Origin of the sequence: Paenibacillus sp. DRB1-1, from assembly GCF_052119485.1 — a bacterium.
Taxonomy (GTDB): domain Bacteria; phylum Bacillota; class Bacilli; order Paenibacillales; family Paenibacillaceae; genus Paenibacillus; species Paenibacillus polymyxa_B.
This window is the reverse complement of record NZ_JBODQH010000001.1, coordinates 529284-544685: the sequence shown is the minus strand read 5'-3', so window position 1 is coordinate 544685 and position 15402 is coordinate 529284. Positions and strand designations below refer to the sequence as shown.

Below are 15402 nucleotides of genomic sequence, written 5' to 3'. Positions count from 1 at the left end.
CAGAAGCTTACGTTATAAGCATTTTTTACACGAAGGATAAAGGAAAATAATTTGTAATAATATTGGGTTTGTATTAATATGTGAATAGAATGTAAAAGCTGGTTTGTTTGATTGTATAGGAGGAAGAGAAAAGTTATGGCTAAATACACTTGGGTAGAAAAAGATACATGCATTGCTTGCGGAGCCTGTGGCGCTACAGCACCTGACATTTATGATTATGATGATGAAGGTTTGGCTGAAGTGATCTTTGAAGGGGATGCAAACCAAGGCATCAAGGCAATCTCGGATGATTTGTTTGATGATATGCAGGATGCTTGTGACGGTTGCCCTACAGATTCCATTAAAGTAGCAGACGAGCCGTTCAATAAAGAAGGTTAAGCGTAGTCTTCTTTGATAGGCACAGCACCGACAGCTCCCTTCGCCGTATAACGGTGAAAGTAAGCTGTTGGTGCTGTTTTTTTTAGATTATAAATGGTTCAGCGGAGCTGAGCCATTCTATAATCACAAGAAAAACTTCTGCCAAACGCGGGTCTGGCTTCCGTGAAAGTTCATCGATAGACGTTTTTTTATGCGCTGTTCATCGAGTCTATTTTTACCGATATACATAATAGGAAGTATGCAAGATTACACGATCAGGAGGATCCGATGAACCATTCGCCTCATCTTAAATCGTATGTAAAAAAACACCCTGATAATAAAATGGCCTGGTATTTACTCGGCAAAGAGTATGAGAGCAGCGGTCAGGAGGGGAAGGCAAATTATTGCTTCAATCGCGCAGGAGAAGTGTTCGAAGCCTTCGAGCATAAACAGATTCCGGCAGACGTATGGATGGAATATCAGGATAAACTGGTTCAGATGTCCAAGGAGAAGGAGCGAAGGACGGCTCGAACACGCCACCTGTTAACTGCGTTAATGGTACTACTGCTCATATGGGTTCCTTCAGCCAATTCACCGAGACCTTCAAATGAAAATACATCTGTTCCATCCGGAACTGAGCAGGCAGCAATTGATAATATTGAAGTTACGAAAGTGGCCACTGCTGATCAGAAGGGGATGGCCCAGATCGGTGTGGTTGGTGGTGTGTTTACGGCTCAAGCTCGAAAAGGGAGTGGAGCTGGAACGGGGCTTACTGATATGTTGGCTAAGACTAGCCGCTTGCCGTCCAAGACTACGGTGTTGGGCATGGAGCAAGGGGGCTCGTGGCTGCTCTGGAGAGAGGGTATGAAGCCATTACTTAGTGTACAGAACAAAGGAAACGGCGGATTAGCTGTTCAGTCTTACGACGCCGCTGCGTGTGCTTGCAAGCCGTCAGACAGTGAAAATCTTCGCAAAGCAGGTCTGAAATGGGCTGCTGGACAGGAGGAATTAGCTGTGTTGAATAGCTCCATGCGTGCTTTTCGCTCACAGCATCAACGTCTTCCCCAGAGTCTTGATGAACTGACTCGAGACTTTCCCGCTAACACGATGTACGGTATGACAGACGGGATGAAGAAGGCTTTTACACCTATGCGTAATTTACTTGCTTCACCTGGACAGGGAACAGGGAAGGCAGTAGATTTAGACGCTGACTCGTCGGCCGAAAGAAGTCCATTACTGGCATCGTCATTGCACGGACGACCTTTTCTAGGGCAACCGCTGCGAATTGTGGTGGACAAATCCAAGCACAGGCTCGCTCTGGTAAGTGGCAATGTACTTATTCGAAATTATCCTATCGGTTTGGGTGGAGAAAGAACACCAGAAGGGAAATTTGTGATTACCGATAAAGTAGTAAATCCGAACGGCAAATCCAACGGTGAGTTTGGTAGTCGTGGAATGCAACTGTCTGCAACGAATTATGCCATTCATGGCACGAACGAGCCGGACAGCATTGGCAAAAATGAGTCGTTGGGTTGCGTCCGAATGGGGAAAGAGGATGTGGAGGAATTGTTTGCACTCGTACCTTCGGGTACGGAGGTGGTCATTGGTAACGGGGGATTGCCTGATCAAGTGCTTGTGCCTGGTTCTCGATTTACGAGTGAGCCGCAGCGTGACCAGACAAATCCCCGCAAAACCTATCACTGGCTAAATTAACGTTTTGATGCTATTGCTACTTGGTGTTTAACGATTTCCTGCTTGTGCTAAAACAATGACCAGAATAATCACAATGATGAGGAGAACAAAGCTGACGGCGGTCCATACAATCGCTTTCTTGTTCACCTCATCCTTTTTCTTTTGCAGACTGGGCGGCTTGCGCTTGGTCTTCATATCAGCAATCCCTCTTTTCTAACGGGCTAAGGTCTTGTCTTACTATGTCCATTGTAAATGGTTTGATTATACATTTTCAATGACATCTCCATGACAACTGAATTGTTCTGATACTGCACCTCGCAAATTACTTTCTTTTTGGTATGGAAAAAGCTAAACTATTTTGTAGAGATGTTTTTTTAGGATTGTGCAAGGGCATAGAACGGAGTGGATGAATCGTGTTGTATCGAAGGATTGCGAAACCTGTTTTTTTTAAAATGAGTCCAGAGACGGCCCATCATGTAGTCATTGACGGCTTAAAACATGCGGGCTCACTTCCTGGTGGAGCAGCGACACTGCGAGGGATGTACGGAGTCAAGGAAACGGAGGATCTTGCCGTTGATCTGTTTGGCATTCATTTTCCCAACCCGATTGGACTGGCTGCAGGACTGGATAAAAATGCAGAAGCGGTTACTGGTTTTTCTTCTATCGGGTTTGGATTTATGGAAGTGGGTACGGTGACACCTGTGGGACAGCCCGGCAATGATCGGCCCCGTTTGTTCCGGCTGCCTCCCGATGAGGCGTTAGTCAATCGGATGGGCTTTAACAATCTGGGTGCTGAGAGCATGGCCAAACGTCTGGCTGCACTCAAACATCGACCTGTTCCGGTCGCAGTTAATATCGGTAAAAATAAAATCACGCCCAATGAGGATGCTCATAAGGACTATGAAAAGTGTATTTCCGCACTGTATCCGTATGCGGACTTCTTTGTAGTGAATATTAGCTCGCCGAATACGCCGGATTTACGAAAGCTCCAGCATGGTCATGAACTGAAGTCGTTATTGGAAGCGGTTCGGGCAGAGATGGGAGTCCAGGCGAAAAAGTATGGCAATGCCAAGTCTGTACTGGTTAAAATTGCGCCGGATGTATCGGATGAGGAATTGGAATATATGACAGATGCGATTGCTGCCAGTGGAGTAGACGGCATTATTGCGACCAATACAACAATATCCAGAGCTGGTCTGACGCACCGAAATGCGAGTGAAACAGGAGGGCTGAGTGGTAAGCCGCTGCGTGACCGTTCCACAGAGGTCATCGGACGGGTGTACCGCCAGACGGAAGGTAAGCTGCCTATTATCGGATCAGGCGGCATCTTCACGAGTCGTGATGCCTATGACAAAATTAAAGCAGGCGCAAGCCTGATTGAAATTTATACAGCATTGATCTACGAAGGGCCGGAAGTGAATAGGGCTATACATGCTGGCCTGCGTGAGCTGCTTCGAAAGGACGGCTTTAGACACATTAACGAGGCTGTTGGTGCAGATCACAGATAAAAAAGTGTTGTCGGAAGAGACAGGAGGTACGGGGATGGACGGAAGAGACTGGGGAACATTTTTACTGCCATACGATCAGGCGGTGGAAGAGCTTAAGGTCAAGTTCAAAACAATGCGTGCGGAGCTGAAAAAGCGCGAGGAATACGCTCCTATCGAATTCGTAACCGGACGGGTTAAAAAAATATCAAGCATCCTCGATAAGGCGAAGAGATTACAGGTTCCTTCTGATCAGCTGGAGACGGGAATCGAGGATATTGCAGGCATTCGCATTATGTGTCAATTTGTAGAGGATATTCGGCGGGTGGCCGAATATATCAGAAGACGTAAGGATTTGACCGTACTGTATGAAAAGGACTATATCACCAATTATAAAGACAGCGGCTATCGCAGCTTTCATATGATTGTGGAGTATCCGGTTCAAACAGCAGTGGGGCTGAAAATCGTGCTGGCAGAGATTCAAATCCGTACTTTGGCTATGAATTTTTGGGCAACCATAGAGCATTCTCTTAGCTATAAGTATCGTGAAAGCTTGCCTGATAATATGCGCACACGGTTGAAAAAGGCAGCTGAGGCAGCTTTTGTATTGGATAATGAGATGTCTTCCATGCGTCTTGAAATATTGGAAGCGCAGAAAAAGTTCGAGGATGAAGCCAATATCGTATCCAAAGTGCTAACAGGTATGCATCGGCTGTATTTCTACCATAAGATCAGTGAAACGATTGATGCGCAGCGCAGATTTAATGAACTGTGGGAACGGCACGACATGGAAGGAATCAAGCTGCTTCACGATGAGGTTAAAGAGATGCTAGAAGCCTCTACCAAGGAAGAAGACAGGGATGAATATTAAATGGCAAACCTTTCCTACGAACCGCTGTACGTGACTTATTTGGTATACTTCAATCGGGATCGGGATTACTTTGAATGTCATGAGGTACTGGAAGAGCTGTGGCTTAAGCTGGACCGTGACCCTGTATATAAAGGTTTGCTGCAAGTTGCTGTAGGACTGTATCATTTTCGAAATGGTAACTATCGTGGTGGACATATGATGCTGGATAGTGCGGTCCACCGGCTGGAACATGCTCCTTCGCAGACGCTGGGCATTAATATGGCGAAACTGGTGGACGAGGCGCGCGTTTGCGCCCGTCAGCTTGCTGAAGCTGTTATGACCTGCACGGAAGTGCTTCAGCACCAACCGCCGGTTTATCGGGATTTGACGATTGAAATCGTCGAGCCCGGGTTGCGCCGGGCCGTGGAGAAGGCATCGTCGTCCATTCCAGTCAACATCCCGCAGCAGAGAGGTCCTCGGCGTGGGGAAAAGCATGAGCAGCGTCAGGAGGCGCTGGAAGCTTCAATTAGGCGAAGACAGGCCGCTGGCGGATCAGGCTCTGTCTCGGTGGAAACGAAGGATGCGCCTTGAGTTTAAAGCACATGATAAGCAAGCAGCCCGATCCGTTTCATGGGGATCGGGCTGCTTTATCGTTTCAGGTGTGTGAACGTTTGACTAGGAGGTTACGTTCTTTTTATATTTCTCAAAGAAGGCTTTGAAATCGTCGAGTGTGTACCCATTGTCCGAAGGACTTTCCTTCAACCCGCCTACCATACGTTCCTTTTCCACGCCTTTTTCGTAATAAATGAGCGTAGGGGTATACTCAATCTTATACTTGTCCCAGCCATCCTCATACTCACGCAGGTTAAATTCGTGCATCGTGATGTTCTCCTGCTTGCTCAAAGGTAAGAGCTTGGGAGTAGTGGCGCGGCAATGCACACAGTCGGACGCGAAATGATAGACGAAAAAGTTTTCCTTTTTGTCAATTTTGCTCTGTAGATCTTCCGGCTTAATAATTTGTTGATAGTTCGGGTCATTCAGCAACTCTTGAGTAGCAGGATTTAACGAGGCTGTGGAAACGCCATACAGCTTGTTTTTAGTGCCTGAATTTAAAGCGAGCAGCACTCCAAGCAAAATGACCAGCACAACAAAAAAGCCGATGACAGGTATAAGCTTTTTTTTGTTGGATTTTTGTGCGTTCAATGCAATCTCTCCTATCAAAATTCAAAATATGTAGCTATGAATCTCATTATTATACAACATTACAGCATGTAGTGAAAGTTTGTAAATCACACCGATATTGCAGGATAACAGGTTGAATATGGTACAATAAAATTTATTTTAAAAGGACAGGATGATTACGATTATGGGTGTACAGCTCCCCACAGCATTTGTAAAGCGCATGGAGCAATTGCTCGGCGACGAATTTGAAGCATTTATGACCGCCTATGACCACATGCCCCATGCCGGGATTCGCGTCAATACGTTAAAAATTCCGATGGAGGACTTTAAGGAACGTTCTCCTTTCGAACTGCGGCCTATTCCGTGGTGTGCCACGGGTTTTTACATTCCGCACGGTACAAAGCCGGGATTACATCCTTACTACCATGCGGGGCTGTACTATGTACAGGAACCGAGTGCAATGTCTCCAGTTGAGCTGCTCAATGTAGCTCAGGACGAAGCTGTATTGGACTTGTGTGCTGCACCGGGCGGCAAATCGACCCAAATAGCTGCCAAACTACAAGGAAGCGGCGTATTGGTGACAAATGATATTAGCACGGACCGAACCAAAGCGTTGGCTAAAAATGTGGAATTGTACGGTGTGCGTAATGCCGTGGTACTGAATGAAAGCCCGGATCGAATCGCCGCTGCCTTTCCACATTTTTTTGACAAGATACTAATTGACGCACCTTGCTCGGGAGAAGGTATGTTCCGCAAGGATGAGGATATGGCAAAACAATGGGAAACGCATTCGGTGGATAAATGTGTAGTCATGCAACGGGACATTTTGCGTGTAGCGGCCTCAATGCTGAGCGCAGGAGGGAGAATTGTCTATTCGACCTGCACCTTTGCGCCAGAAGAAAATGAAGGAATGATCGCAGAATTTCTGGAGGCTCATCCCGATTTTGACGTAGTCCCTGTTCCATCGGAAGCAGGCTTTGCACCAGGCCACCCGGAATGGATGAGTGAAGATGTCGCGGCAGCACACCCCGAACTGCGGGGAACAGCACGCCTTTGGCCGCATCTCGTAGAGGGAGAAGGCCATTTTATCGCTGTGTTGCAACACCAGGGTGGTCGTGTCACTGGGACAGAAGATCACACTGAATCAGAGGATTTGACTCCATTTGAGGACAAGGATGACAGGGCGTTGAACATAGATGCAGCGTATCCACGGAAGAAGCAGCTTTTGTCCGTCAAGGAAGCGCTGACGCCAAGCGGTCAAGGAAGACATGTGACTGGTGAGCCTAAACGAAGTGGTAAAGGAATGGACGGGAAGTCCGGTAAAGGAAAGTCCGCGCGCGGCTTGGGTGGCAATAAGTCTCGTTCTGGCAAAGAGAATGTAAAATCCGCTGCACGCTCCCCACAGGATGTGCTGGAGTCCTATCACCAATTTGTGAAGGAGCAGCTGGAGGTGTGCTTAACAGGCTATACGGTGGTTTACGGAGATCGCATTTATCAGTCGCCACTGGCATCACATCGTTTGGATGGCCTTAAGGTGGTGCGACCAGGCTGGTTTATGGGTACCGACAAGAATGGTCGCTTTGTGCCTTCACACCCGCTGGCGGTGGCATTACGCCCTTCAGATGCGGTTAGAAGCATCGATCTCTCCAGTTCAGATGCTGAGGCCATCCGGTATTTAAAAGGTGAGACCTTGTCCATCCCCGTTGAGAGAATGGCACTGCGGAACGAAGTCCAGCCCAAAGGCTATACTCTCGTGTGCATTGATGGTTATTCGGCTGGGTGGGGCAAATGGCAGGACGGCATGCTCAAAAATGAATACCCTACAGGCTGGAGGTGGACATCGGTATGAGTGGAAAAGGGAGACAAACGCAACGTTTGGACAAAGTTTTAACCCATATGGGATATGGCTCCCGTAGTGATATCAAGAGACAGGTGAAGCAAGGGATGATCACGGTAAACGGGAGAACCACTAAGGATAGCGGCTTACAGGTTCATCCCTATCAGGATCAGATTGAAGTGAACGGGGAACGTGTTGTTTTTCGGGAGTATATTTACATCATGCTGCACAAGCCACCGGGCGTCATATCTGCAACTGAAGATACAAGGGAGCGGACGGTGCTGGATTTGCTGAGTGCGGAAGAACGACATTTTGAGCCCTTTCCAGTAGGACGCTTAGATAAAGATACAGAAGGACTATTGTTGTTGACCAACGATGGTAAGCTAGCGCACGAACTACTTTCTCCACGGCGGCATGTCCCTAAAACGTATGAGGCTACCGTGTCTGGTCATGTCACGGAGGAGGATATTCATCAATTTACAGCAGGAGTGGAACTGGATGATGGGTATGTTACCCTTCCCTCGCAGTTGACCATTCTTCGTCACGAACATCCGTACCAGGCAGATGGAGAAGTTATTTCCTATATTTCGCTTGTAATCCATGAGGGTAAGTTTCATCAAGTAAAGCGTATGTTCGAGGCGGTTGGTAAAAAGGTGACCTATTTGAAAAGAACGGCCATGGGGCCATTGAAGCTGGATGAACAGCTTCCAATGGGCAGCTATCGAGAGCTGACTAGTGAAGAACTGGCATGGATCGGCCGGGATATAGCATCTGCGACGTCAGAAGTTTGATAGTCAGATTAAATATAAATGACGCACAGGCTCTTATGAGATTCCTGTGCGTCATTTTATGATATAGGCAACCAGACAGAGAATTATTCAAACTCAACGTTCAACACTGAATCGCAGGTTACGAATTATTGTGCGCGTGCTGCCCGACTCTTTTTCACTTCGGCTGCTTTATAAGCTGTAACCTTGTTTTTACCTGTCGTTTTAGATATGTACATTGCTTGATCGGCCTGCTTGACCAGTTCATCCGGGTTCATTTCCTTCTTCACTGTACTGTGTCCGACACTGATCGTGACAATGCTTTCTTCCGCGACCCGCTCGCGGATACGTTCTGCAACATGTCCAACCTTGGCACGTCGGTCCACAACCATTGCGACCAGTTCCTCGCCACCGTATCGTCCGGTCAGTCCGATTTCATCCAGTTCATCCTCCATAATCTGTGCGACCTGTTTGAGTACTTCATCCGCACGAGCATGGCCCTGTGTATCATTCAGCTTTTTGAAATTGTCAATATCGCAAAAAATGACCGACACGCGGATTCCTTGATCCATATATCGCCGAAGTCGGCCCGAAAAGTATTTACGGTTGTACAGCCCTGTCAGACCATCGGTGATGGAAGAACGGTAAATCCTTTGGAGCAGCTCCACAATTCGTTCAAACAGGATGATGAACAACGTAGTGTAGTACAGCAATGGTAAAAATGACATATATAGGACAGCGTTTGAACTGCCTGCTTTTTCAGGGATGTCATTTCGCAGCCACAAATAGCCGAGCCAGAGCAAATACATGAATAAGCCCGCTACATACTTCTTTGGCTGCCCGATTCGTGGGGTTATGAACACAAGGCTCAGTATAAGTACCAGTATTCGATAAAACAGAGTGAACCCAACGAGTTTCGCTGCGCTGATCCAAGCGGGCAACAAACCTGCAGTCCAGGCAATAACCGGCAATATCAATAACGCACCCAGCAGCATCAAGGTCCATGTCTGCACACGTTTCAGCTTCCGGTAGAGTTGAAATACAGCGGCATTGATGAGCACGAAGGCAGACGCCTCCAGCGCATTTTTCCACACGATTCCTTGGAGTTGCATCTTGCCTCCGCCTGCTGAATAGAGATTCATGGCTTCATATGTCATAATAATAATAGCGGCAACCGAAAAAAGGATATAGGCTTTTTTTCGTTGTCTGCTATATATGATCACGCACATCAGTGCCATCATGAGTATAATATACAAACCGCAGGCTGCACTTACGGCCCCGGCTAGAGATGGGAAACCCAAGGTTCCCGATAAGGACAACAACGACAACATCACCGACTCCATTTGCAAAAGTAGTCAATCTATTGAACGGATGATATCGTTCCGATACAATAGACAGGATTTATTCCATTTAAAATGTTATAATTTTCTTTTGTGACTAACATTTATTTTCAATATATCATCTTTCAGAAAATCCGGAAACCTATACATACAATCTGTGATCCGGGCAGTTTAATGCTTGAAAGGGGAAGCACGTCATGAAATTGCTACAGGCTCTCTTTTTCCCACCCGAGCAACCGGGAGGCGTTTCATCCATGATTCCATATCTGCAAGAGCGATTTACATCCCCCCGTTGGGAAATGGAGCTATTTTCAATCCCTAAACGGATTCGTAACAAGGGTAGGGACGAAGTAACTTTTGATACCTTTGACTGGACGAGATATGAACAATATCCAATCGTCCAGAAATATATTCAGACGTACCGTGACTATTTGTGGTGGACACGGCTTCGTATTCAGAAGCCCTATGACCTCATTCATGCCCATCATCCTATTGCCGGAATCGCCATGAAAACTGTTTTTCCTGACATTCCGCTCGTACAGACGATTCACTCTTCCTATGAGAAGGAGTTAATTCTAAACGGGAAAATAGAGGAGAACGGGCCTGAACACCAATTCTTAGTGTCACTGTATGGGGAAATGGAGCAGAAGGCGGATCGATTGATAGCGGTATCTCATTCTTTTCAGCATTACTTAACTCCTTACGTTCAGAATCCGCAAGACATTGCAGTCATTCCGAACGGATATGATGAGAAGCGCTTCAAGCCCATTCCACACGAAAATGAAGTGACACAGCTCATAACTGTTTGCCGCCTTGTTCCGGCGAAAGGACTGGATATTTTATTGCGGGCCTGTGCTGAACTTAAAAAAAGAAATCTGGAATTTGTGCTTCATATTATTGGAGACGGTCCGGTTCGCCCTGAGCTGGAAGAGATGGCACGACAGCTCGATATATACCATGAGACGATTTTTTATGGATATACCCTTCATCCAGAAGAGTTTATGCCTTTCTTTGATGTATTTGTTTTGCCTTCTCGGGCGGAGGCCTTTGGTTCGGTATTTGCGGAAGCAGCGTTGAGTTGTCTGGCATTGGTAGGTACAGAAGTGGGAGGAATACCGGAGCAGATTGAGGATGGGGTAAATGGCCTGCTCGTGCCACCCGACAATCCGAGGGCACTGGCAGACGCTTTAGAGAAGGTCATTGCTGACCCTGCCTATCGTTATGAGCTGGCTAGATCTGCCTGCGATAAGGCTAAATCAAGCTATTCTTTAAGTCGGGCGGTTAACGAATTGAAGAAAATGTATTTGAAATTTCCACATTAACCATGACGAGTATCACCTGGCTTGGAATCGGAATGCCAAAAGCTGGAGCGAGGACGTGAGGACCGGAAAGGTCTCCCGCGTCCTGCTATGATCAGTTTACTAACCCACATCAGACTGAGCATTCCGAAAATAGGATAAAGGACAGATAATAGTGAACTGAAGCCGAACTGACTGATTAAAAAACAGGTGAGCATAATGAATAGTGTGATGAGCTTGGGCGAAATTTGGACATGCTGACGAATTTGCAGACTGACTCCATAAATGTCGGCTACAAAGGTACTGAAGATTTCCATGAAAATGAGTAGAATGTATATGATTTCGACAAAGGCACCCAGACGGTAAGCAATGCTTCCCATAGGGATTTCAAATTGCTGAATGCCTGGCATATGTGCTGACATGGCAAAGTGCGCAGCCATCAGCATAAATCCGACACCAATTCCTCCCAAAACTCCGCCCCAGCGGATGGTTCTTCGGGAAAAGGTTTGGCTGCCAAGTGGTACAAGCACGGCTTGGGCCATAGTTAGGTTGAAGGACGTGTATAGCAGTGGAGAGAGCAAGGTTCGAAATGTACTGTGATCTGTCGTATTCGTAATAAAACTCTGAGGATTGGGCATGGAGAGCGTGCTGTGAACGAGCAGAAGAGACATAATGATCATCAAAGGGACAACCACAGTATTCATGTGCAAGATGGCTTTGATGCCTTTACTTAGCAGCAAATAAGTTCCAATCAGTGTAATAAGAAGTCCGGTTTGGTAATGCAGGTGAAGGTGTTCTACAAAAACAGAGCCGGCTCCTGCCAGCATGACGCTGTTTACGCCAATCAGCACGATGAGTGTGAACCAGCTAATCCATTTCCCGGCATTGGCGCCAAAAAGATGTTTGTTCAGGTCCTCGTAGGATTTGGCTGAAATATCATGAGCGATCAGCATCATTTTCGTACCCAACCATACAAATATGATTGTGGATAGCATAATAGTGAGTGTAGCCCAACGACCGTACTGCGTAAAAAATTGCAGAATTTCTTGTCCGGTAGCAAAGCCGGCACCGACGATTGTACCGATGTATGTAAAAGCAATCTGAAAAACATGAATATTACGTTTCATCCCCAGTCCCTCCTTGCCTGCTTGAATAACGCTGCAGCGAGCATATAATACAAACTATGTTCAACTGAAATAGGACATGACTGGATGAGACTGAAAATAATTAAGGTGAATTAATGAATAGCTTGACGGGAGCGTAATTTATGGGTCAAATCCTTGCATGGATACTGGAATACGGATATTTGGCAATGTTCGGCTTGCTTGCACTTGGAGTAGCGGGTATGCCTATACCCGACGAAGTGCTAATGATCGCCTTCGGCGGGCTCGTGTCTCAAGGGCACTACAACTTCATTGCCGCACTGGCAGTCACATTTTTCGGTAGTATGACGGGTATGATGCTTAGCTACACACTGGGGCGTCTGCTGGGCAAACCACTTTTGCATCGATACGGAAAATGGGTGAGGCTTACGCCTTCTAGAATTGCCTCTTCTGAAAATTGGTTTGGGCGCTATGGTACCTGGGGAATCCTGTTCGGATATTTTGTCCCCGGCTTGAGACATGTATCCTCATATCTAGCAGGTACAACCCGTCTAGGCGTTTTTCGCTATATCAGTTATGCGTCAGCAGGAGCTTTGCTGTGGTGCGGTACATTTTTGGGGATTGGACATGCGGTGGGCATGCATTGGGAGCAGGTGGCGAAGCTAATGGAGAAGGTGACGCATCGGATAGGGCTGGTCGTTATTCTTTTAATCGTTGTGGGAGGAATCACCGCATGGTTCTGGAACAAGCGTAAAAAAAATGTCAACTGACCGCATGGAAAGCAGCTATAGCTTGAAAGCGGCGGGTGAAGTATGGTACTTTTACCGCATAGGAATGCCGTGGGAGGTCATGTAATGGAAGTATTAAAGAAACGAATTTTAAATGAAGGCGTGATTGCATCAGATCAGGTGCTGAAGCTGGATGGTTTGCTTAATCACCAGGTTGATCCAGAGCTGACAATGGCAATGGGACGAGAGTTTGCAGCACGTTTCCGGGAAGAGAAGATCACCAGAGTAGTGACCGTGGAGTCCTCAGGCATTGCCATCGGGTTTGCGACAGCATTGGAATTGGGTGTACCGTTGGTATTCGCTCGTCGTAAAAAGACCCTATTAGCTGATCCAGACGCGCTGTGTGAACGCGTACCTTCGTTTACTAAAGGTATTGTTACGGATATTATGCTGTCTCGTCAATTTATTCACGAAGATGATCGTGTTCTGTTCATTGATGATATTATCGCTAATGGTGATGCGGCGCGAGGCATGGTTAAAATCATTCAACGCTCCGGAGCGGAGTTGGTTGGATTCGGTGTCGCGGTGGAAAAAAGCTTTCAGGCCGGAGCGAGAACCATCCGTGAGCAAGGTATTCGTGTAGAGTCATTGGTCAAAATTTCGTCGTTAGCTGACGGCAAGATTGAGTTTGCTGAATAGTAACAATTCAAAACTCCTGATCCTTATTTCTAATAATAACCTTTGCATGAGCTTCAATTTCGCTTATAATATAGATAAGGTTTTGGAGAGGAGGCAGCAACATGGGGAAAGAACAATTGACCGAACAGTTTTTTCTGGAAAAACTGGCAGCGGCTAAAGTACACTTTGAGCGTGCCTTGGATTGTAAGCATACGGAATTCGACGATTTGTATCCCTATATGATTGAACATCCTCAGTTTTTTTGGTATAAACGCTATGTGGCCTGGTCTGAGTTGTTGACGTTGGTTAACCTATGCGAAGAATTGTCCTTCTCTTGGAAAGAAGAATTTACTGCTCACCAAGTGGAGTATGTAGATCAGCGAGTGTTGTCTGCACAAGTGCTGGACTTCTGGTACGAGAAGAACGATACAAAAGAACATGATCACAGTGTAAATCAGTCGGGATAATTTGTCGCTCTGTTGGCAATCCATATAAGTAGTAAGAGAGAAGAGACCTAAATGATTCGATTAGGTCTCTTTTTAAACTTTTTTCATGTATATAGAATCATGGTCGCTGTGTTAAAAAAGTAAATAAGGAGGGGACAAGGATGATTATGGACGAAGAATTGGATGCTTATCGACTCTCCGGTGAAAAGGTGCGTGTCGTACGCGATGGATTGGAGTCCAACGATGTTGTTGGCATTGTACTGGCATGGGATGATGAACAAGTGCTTATTCGCCGACAGAATCGACGTGTGGTCAAATTGGATCGTAGCTATACATACCAGTCGTTCAGCGAGCCGCGTCACAATCCGATAGATCTGGATTAGGAATGGGTTCCAAATGGGTGTTGGATAAAAATAACTGGGTGATTCATTAGGCATACAGAAACTCTAAATCGGACACAGTAATGATGGAAAATCCAACAGAGAGGACGTGCTGTGTCAATGACGGTTATGGACGAAAAAGTACATGCATACAAGGATCAAATCAGCCATTTGGAAGATCAGTTGCCCGAGGTAGTTCATGCATATCATCGCTTTACTGGAGAGTGCTTTCAAGCCGGCAGCTTAGATGAGAAAACCAAGCAACTGATTGCGCTAGGCATTGGCTTATTTGCCAACAATGAAGTATGCACGTTTTATCACGTGGACGAGGCGCGGTCCAAAGGAGCAAGTGATCAGGAAATTATGGAGACCATTGCTGTGGCCGCGGCAGTAGGTGGAGGACATGCTCTAAGTCAAGGGGTTACGCGTGTACAGAAGGCGTTGCAATAAGGCGAATTAGTAATTGATGAGCTTATACTTCGTCATAGCGGTTATAGATCGATTAGGATATATGATGAATATGGAAAGGAGCTTCCGAGCACAGTTGGTGTCTGCGGAAGCTTTTTTTCTTTTTCATGTTTGTTGTGCGGGGATTATGCTCTTCTACTTGCAGCAAAAGCAGCAGGGCGAGACGTTTTACGCTTATAGGCCAAAGAGGATGTAACCAAACTTCGTTCAACGACGCGTAGAGGTTTGGAAGTTGAATTGTTTGGTAATTCGGGGCGATGTTTCTCTAGTAAAGGAAGGGCAGCTGTATGGGGCATAGAGGTTGGGAGCCCCAGATATGCTCGCATCCGCTCATACATTTCTTTGCGGAATGCTGGCATTCCCATACTGAACTGCTCTTGATTGCCTTTACTTATATAGGTGGCGTGAATGCCGGAGTGGTTTTGTTGTATGTCCAGAACATGAATGTGATATTTATTAAATTCATGTTTTATTTCAGACAGCAGGATTCCGGTACGATCTACACCTGCGTTAACCATTTCGACATAAAGATCAGGGGTTTTCAGCATACCGCTTTCTTCAAGAATTAGGCTGTCCCGCTCAAATACTTTTTGAATAAAGGTAAGGAGCAGATAACTTTTCACAAGAGACCATTCATGCTGAGTAGTATCTAAAGAGGTCATTACCATTCACCGCCTTAGGAAAATGTGATGATAATTCATAACCGATTGAAGAAAAGGAACTTTTGTTCCCGGGAACCTATGTTCTTATTTTAGTTTATTATTCCTTTTTTATCAAGAGAAAATTAACGAA

18 protein-coding genes are annotated in these 15402 nt (G+C 46.2%); 13 read left to right on the top strand and 5 right to left on the bottom strand.

Going from position 1 to position 15402, the window contains the following annotated elements:
• The first annotated feature begins 135 nt into the window (after positions 1 to 135).
• Both ACQW03_RS02420 and ACQW03_RS02415 read left to right on the top strand, forming a co-directional pair.
• A complete protein-coding gene (locus ACQW03_RS02420) occupies positions 136 to 378 on the top strand; it encodes a ferredoxin (RefSeq protein ID WP_023988031.1) in 243 nt (80 codons plus the stop codon).
• A 267-nt stretch (positions 379 to 645) separates the two neighbouring features.
• On the top strand, positions 646 to 2070 hold the full coding sequence (locus tag ACQW03_RS02415; RefSeq protein WP_441948098.1) for a L,D-transpeptidase: 1425 nt from the start codon (positions 646 to 648) through the stop codon (positions 2068 to 2070).
• A 27-nt stretch (positions 2071 to 2097) separates the two neighbouring features.
• Here ACQW03_RS02415 and ACQW03_RS02410 read toward each other — a convergent pair whose 3' ends face one another.
• Positions 2098 to 2244 (bottom strand): hypothetical protein, encoded by a 147-nt coding sequence (locus ACQW03_RS02410; protein ID WP_023988033.1) that lies wholly within the window; start codon positions 2242 to 2244, stop codon positions 2098 to 2100.
• 218 nt (positions 2245 to 2462) lie between these two features.
• On the opposite strand from ACQW03_RS02410, the gene ACQW03_RS02405 reads away from it, so the two are divergent.
• From ACQW03_RS02405 to ACQW03_RS02395, 3 genes are read left to right on the top strand one after another with little or no spacing between them, the layout of a single operon-like run.
• On the top strand, positions 2463 to 3557 hold the full coding sequence (locus ACQW03_RS02405) for a quinone-dependent dihydroorotate dehydrogenase (RefSeq protein WP_025720086.1): 1095 nt from the start codon (positions 2463 to 2465) through the stop codon (positions 3555 to 3557).
• Positions 3558 to 3591: 34 nt separating this feature from the next.
• Positions 3592 to 4404, top strand: a complete 813-nt coding sequence (locus tag ACQW03_RS02400) for a GTP pyrophosphokinase (protein WP_023988035.1) — start codon at positions 3592 to 3594, stop codon at positions 4402 to 4404.
• Positions 4405 to 4974 carry a DUF309 domain-containing protein gene (locus tag ACQW03_RS02395; protein ID WP_441948095.1) on the top strand — a complete coding sequence of 190 codons (570 nt, stop codon included), beginning with the start codon at positions 4405 to 4407 and terminating at the stop codon, positions 4972 to 4974.
• 84 nt (positions 4975 to 5058) lie between these two features.
• On the opposite strand, the gene ACQW03_RS02390 is transcribed toward ACQW03_RS02395, so the two are convergent.
• The gene (locus tag ACQW03_RS02390; RefSeq protein ID WP_013309735.1) at positions 5059 to 5586 is read right to left on the bottom strand and encodes a thioredoxin family protein; all 528 of its coding nucleotides are present in this window, start codon (positions 5584 to 5586) and stop codon (positions 5059 to 5061) included.
• Positions 5587 to 5749: 163 nt separating this feature from the next.
• On the opposite strand from ACQW03_RS02390, the gene ACQW03_RS02385 reads away from it, so the two are divergent.
• On the top strand, positions 5750 to 7414 hold the full coding sequence (locus ACQW03_RS02385) for an RsmB/NOP family class I SAM-dependent RNA methyltransferase (RefSeq protein ID WP_441948093.1): 1665 nt from the start codon (positions 5750 to 5752) through the stop codon (positions 7412 to 7414).
• The gene (locus ACQW03_RS02380; RefSeq protein ID WP_071640273.1) at positions 7411 to 8193 is read left to right on the top strand and encodes a pseudouridine synthase; all 783 of its coding nucleotides are present in this window, start codon (positions 7411 to 7413) and stop codon (positions 8191 to 8193) included. The genes ACQW03_RS02385 and ACQW03_RS02380 overlap by 4 nt, the downstream gene beginning before the upstream one ends.
• Before the next feature lie 125 nt (positions 8194 to 8318).
• Here the strand turns inward: ACQW03_RS02380 and ACQW03_RS02375 are convergent, their stop codons facing one another.
• Positions 8319 to 9500: a GGDEF domain-containing protein gene (locus ACQW03_RS02375; protein ID WP_441948091.1), complete on the bottom strand. Its 1182-nt coding sequence runs from the start codon at positions 9498 to 9500 to the stop codon at positions 8319 to 8321.
• A gap of 206 nt (positions 9501 to 9706) precedes the next feature.
• Between ACQW03_RS02375 and ACQW03_RS02370 the strand changes: the two genes are divergently transcribed.
• Positions 9707 to 10831, top strand: a complete 1125-nt coding sequence (locus ACQW03_RS02370) for a glycosyltransferase family 4 protein (RefSeq protein WP_023988040.1) — start codon at positions 9707 to 9709, stop codon at positions 10829 to 10831.
• On the opposite strand, the gene ACQW03_RS02365 is transcribed toward ACQW03_RS02370, so the two are convergent.
• Complete coding sequence (locus tag ACQW03_RS02365) at positions 10828 to 11934, bottom strand: YkvI family membrane protein (protein WP_076292571.1); 1107 nt, start codon at positions 11932 to 11934, stop codon at positions 10828 to 10830. The two genes, ACQW03_RS02370 and ACQW03_RS02365, sit on opposite strands and share 4 nt — an antisense overlap.
• Positions 11935 to 12074: 140 nt before the next feature.
• On the opposite strand from ACQW03_RS02365, the gene ACQW03_RS02360 reads away from it, so the two are divergent.
• From ACQW03_RS02360 to ACQW03_RS02340, 5 genes are all read left to right on the top strand, one after another.
• Positions 12075 to 12680 (top strand): DedA family protein, encoded by a 606-nt coding sequence (locus ACQW03_RS02360; protein ID WP_071640277.1) that lies wholly within the window; start codon positions 12075 to 12077, stop codon positions 12678 to 12680.
• 84 nt (positions 12681 to 12764) lie between these two features.
• Positions 12765 to 13337, top strand: a complete 573-nt coding sequence (locus tag ACQW03_RS02355) for a xanthine phosphoribosyltransferase (RefSeq protein ID WP_013309742.1) — start codon at positions 12765 to 12767, stop codon at positions 13335 to 13337.
• Positions 13338 to 13438: 101 nt separating this feature from the next.
• Positions 13439 to 13783 carry a hypothetical protein gene (locus ACQW03_RS02350; RefSeq protein WP_007429850.1) on the top strand — a complete coding sequence of 115 codons (345 nt, stop codon included), beginning with the start codon at positions 13439 to 13441 and terminating at the stop codon, positions 13781 to 13783.
• A gap of 140 nt (positions 13784 to 13923) precedes the next feature.
• A complete protein-coding gene (locus tag ACQW03_RS02345) occupies positions 13924 to 14145 on the top strand; it encodes a hypothetical protein (protein ID WP_025720071.1) in 222 nt (73 codons plus the stop codon).
• A 117-nt stretch (positions 14146 to 14262) separates the two neighbouring features.
• Positions 14263 to 14592, top strand: a complete 330-nt coding sequence (locus ACQW03_RS02340; protein ID WP_013309744.1) for a carboxymuconolactone decarboxylase family protein — start codon at positions 14263 to 14265, stop codon at positions 14590 to 14592.
• Between the two features lie 143 nt (positions 14593 to 14735).
• Here ACQW03_RS02340 and ACQW03_RS02335 read toward each other — a convergent pair whose 3' ends face one another.
• Positions 14736 to 15272, bottom strand: a complete 537-nt coding sequence (locus ACQW03_RS02335; protein ID WP_076292572.1) for a hypothetical protein — start codon at positions 15270 to 15272, stop codon at positions 14736 to 14738.
• Positions 15273 to 15402: the final 130 nt, after the last annotated feature.

Excerpts from the sequence above, each read along its gene's own strand:
- ACQW03_RS02400 (WP_023988035.1), top strand. The coding sequence starts at position 3,592 with ATGGACGGAAGAGACTGGGGAACATTTTTACTGCCATACGATCAGGCG.
- ACQW03_RS02420 (WP_023988031.1), top strand. The coding sequence starts at position 136 with ATGGCTAAATACACTTGGGTAGAAAAAGATACATGCATTGCTTGCGGA.
- ACQW03_RS02415 (WP_441948098.1), top strand. The coding sequence starts at position 646 with ATGAACCATTCGCCTCATCTTAAATCGTATGTAAAAAAACACCCTGAT.
- ACQW03_RS02345 (WP_025720071.1), top strand. The coding sequence starts at position 13,924 with ATGATTATGGACGAAGAATTGGATGCTTATCGACTCTCCGGTGAAAAG.
- ACQW03_RS02340 (WP_013309744.1), top strand. The coding sequence starts at position 14,263 with ATGACGGTTATGGACGAAAAAGTACATGCATACAAGGATCAAATCAGC.
- ACQW03_RS02410 (WP_023988033.1), bottom strand. The coding sequence starts at position 2,244 with ATGAAGACCAAGCGCAAGCCGCCCAGTCTGCAAAAGAAAAAGGATGAG.
- ACQW03_RS02360 (WP_071640277.1), top strand. The coding sequence starts at position 12,075 with ATGGGTCAAATCCTTGCATGGATACTGGAATACGGATATTTGGCAATG.
- ACQW03_RS02370 (WP_023988040.1), top strand. The coding sequence starts at position 9,707 with ATGAAATTGCTACAGGCTCTCTTTTTCCCACCCGAGCAACCGGGAGGC.
- ACQW03_RS02350 (WP_007429850.1), top strand. The coding sequence starts at position 13,439 with ATGGGGAAAGAACAATTGACCGAACAGTTTTTTCTGGAAAAACTGGCA.
- ACQW03_RS02375 (WP_441948091.1), bottom strand. The coding sequence starts at position 9,500 with ATGTTGTCGTTGTTGTCCTTATCGGGAACCTTGGGTTTCCCATCTCTA.
- ACQW03_RS02355 (WP_013309742.1), top strand. The coding sequence starts at position 12,765 with ATGGAAGTATTAAAGAAACGAATTTTAAATGAAGGCGTGATTGCATCA.
- ACQW03_RS02380 (WP_071640273.1), top strand. The coding sequence starts at position 7,411 with ATGAGTGGAAAAGGGAGACAAACGCAACGTTTGGACAAAGTTTTAACC.
- ACQW03_RS02395 (WP_441948095.1), top strand. The coding sequence starts at position 4,405 with ATGGCAAACCTTTCCTACGAACCGCTGTACGTGACTTATTTGGTATAC.
- ACQW03_RS02335 (WP_076292572.1), bottom strand. The coding sequence starts at position 15,272 with ATGACCTCTTTAGATACTACTCAGCATGAATGGTCTCTTGTGAAAAGT.
- ACQW03_RS02365 (WP_076292571.1), bottom strand. The coding sequence starts at position 11,934 with ATGAAACGTAATATTCATGTTTTTCAGATTGCTTTTACATACATCGGT.
- ACQW03_RS02385 (WP_441948093.1), top strand. The coding sequence starts at position 5,750 with ATGGGTGTACAGCTCCCCACAGCATTTGTAAAGCGCATGGAGCAATTG.